This is a genomic window from Dietzia sp. E1, assembly GCF_014145015.1.
Taxonomy (GTDB): Bacteria; Actinomycetota; Actinomycetes; order Mycobacteriales; family Mycobacteriaceae; genus Dietzia; species Dietzia cinnamea_A.
Genome location: NZ_JAALDU010000525.1, coordinates 1 through 2298, shown reverse-complemented (window position 1 = coordinate 2298; position 2298 = coordinate 1). Strand labels below are relative to the sequence as shown.

Below are 2298 nucleotides of genomic sequence, written 5' to 3'. Positions count from 1 at the left end.
CGGCGGCGCGGCGCGCGGTGGCCACCACGCGCTCGGGTCGGATCGGGGTCATCGCGACCCGCGCGACGGTGGCGTCGCGGGCGTACGACGACGCGGTGGCGGCGGCCGCCGGGATCGAGCTGACGTCGGTGGCGTGCCCCAAGTTCGTGGAGTTCGTCGAGCGCGGCATCACCAGCGGCCGTCAGGTGCTCGGGTTGGCGGAGGCCTATCTGGCGCCCATCCGGGACGCCGACGTCGACACCCTGGTGTTGGGTTGCACGCACTACCCGTTGCTGTCCGGGGTGGTGCAGCTCGCGGCGGGCGATCACGTCACGTTGGTCTCGAGCGCGGAGGAGACGGCCAAGGACGTGCTGCGGGTGCTCACGGCGGAGGATCTGTTGCGGCCGCACGATCCGGCGGACCCGCCGACGCGCGAGTACCTCGTCACGGGCGACCCGGACGCGTTCCGGCGGGTGGCGTCCCGGTTCCTGGGCCCGGGGCTGGTGGCGGTGGGCCGGGCGGAGGCCCGGTGACGGGCGGTCACACTCGGCGCGCGCGCGGCCGCGATCACCACGACACGCGGTGCGGCGTGGCACGATGGTGCCCATGTTTCTGACTGTCCTCGGCTGCTCGGGAAGTATCGGCGGACCCACGTCGCCGGCGTCCGGGTACCTCGTGGAGGTCGACGGTCTGGCGCCCGTGGTGATCGACATGGGGCCCGGGGTGCTCGGCGCGTTGCAGCGGCACGTCGCGCCCGAGGACGCGACGATCCTTCTGTCGCATCTGCACGCGGATCACTGCCTCGACGTGCCGAGCCTGTTGGTGCTGCGGCGTTTCGGCCCCGGCGCGCGGGGCGTGGGTCGCGTGCCGCTGGTGGGGCCGTCGGGGACGGCCTACCGGATCGGGGTGGCGTCGGCGGAGGAGCCGGGAGCGGTCGACGACCTGTCGGACACGTTCGACGTGTCGACGTGGGACGTCACGCCCGAGGTGGCGATGAGGGGCGACGACGACGAGGTGGCCCTGCACGTGCGGGCCGAGCGGGTGGAGCATCCGCCGGAGTCGTACGGGCTCCGCCTGGAGTCCGGTGACGGGAGGGTGTTGGCGTACAGCGGCGACACCGCGTACTGCGATGCCCTGGTCGAGCTCGCGGTCGGCGCGGATGTCCTGCTGTGTGAGGCGTCGTGGACGCATGAGGAGGGGCGCCCGCCCGGCATCCACATGTCGGGCTCCGAGGCGGGGTTGACCGCCCGGCGGGCCGGGGTGGGCCGGCTGGTGCTCACCCACATCCCGCCGTGGACCGACCACGAGGCGGTCCGGGCCGAGGCGGCCGCCGAGTTCGACGGCGAGATCCTGCTCGCGGAGCCGGATCTGCGGATCACCGTCTAGATCTGCGGATCACCGTCCAGGGGAGCGCCCGCTAGGATCGGCGGTCGTGACCTCTTCGAACTTCCACAGGGCAGACGGACGCGGCGTCGACGAGCTGCGCGACGTGACCATCACGCGGGGCTTCACCTCGCATCCGGCGGGGTCGGTGCTCGTGACCTTCGGGCAGACCCGCGTCATGTGCACGGCCAGCGTCACCGAGGGCGTGCCGCGCTGGCGTAAGGGATCGGGGCTGGGCTGGCTGACGGCCGAGTACGCGATGCTGCCGGCGGCGACCCACGAGCGGTCGGGCCGCGAGTCCGTGCGCGGCAAGGTCGGTGGCCGCACCCACGAGATCAGCCGGCTCGTCGGCCGCTCGCTGCGCGCGTGCATCGACCTGTCCGCTCTGGGGGAGAACACCATCGCGCTGGACTGCGACGTGCTCCAGGCCGACGGCGGTACGCGCACGGCGGCGATCACCGGCGCGTACGTGGCGCTGGCCGACGCGATCACGTGGCTGCAGTCCTCCGGCGCGGTGACGGGCAACCCGCTCACCGGGGCGGTCGCCGCGGTGAGCGTCGGCGTGGTCGACGGACACGTGCTGTGCGACCTGCCGTACGAGGAGGACTCGCGCGCCGAGGTGGACATGAATGTGGTGTGCACGGACGGCGGCAAGCTCATCGAGGTCCAGGGAACGGCCGAGGGCGCCGCGTTCGGCCGCGACGTGCTGGACGCGATGCTCGACTCGGCGCAGGCCGGCTGTGAGCGACTGTTCGCGCTGCAGCGCGAGGCGCTCGCCGCGCCGTACCCGGGCGAGCTGCCCAGCCCGCCCGCGGCGCGGAACCGGGGGCGGTAGCCGTGGCCGTCCGTCTGCTGGTCGCCAGCCGCAACGCCAAGAAGCTGGCCGAGCTGCGCCGGGTGCTCGAGTCCGAGGGCGTCGTCGGCATCGAGCCGGTG

The 2298-nt window shown here is 73.5% G+C and carries 3 protein-coding genes and 1 pseudogene; all 4 read left to right on the top strand.

Going from position 1 to position 2298, the window contains the following annotated elements:
* The coding region (locus G6030_RS15045; RefSeq protein ID WP_182643667.1) for an aspartate/glutamate racemase family protein at positions 1 to 512 on the top strand (512 nt) is incomplete at its 5' end.
* A gap of 73 nt (positions 513 to 585) precedes the next feature.
* Positions 586 to 1365, top strand: a complete 780-nt coding sequence (locus G6030_RS15040; protein ID WP_043566535.1) for an MBL fold metallo-hydrolase — start codon at positions 586 to 588, stop codon at positions 1363 to 1365.
* Positions 1366 to 1411: 46 nt separating this feature from the next.
* Complete coding sequence (gene rph / locus G6030_RS15035) at positions 1412 to 2197, top strand: ribonuclease PH (protein WP_007627767.1); 786 nt, start codon at positions 1412 to 1414, stop codon at positions 2195 to 2197.
* 2 nt (positions 2198 to 2199) lie between these two features.
* Positions 2200 to 2298: pseudogene (locus tag G6030_RS16665) on the top strand (non-canonical purine NTP pyrophosphatase); the annotation flags it as partial.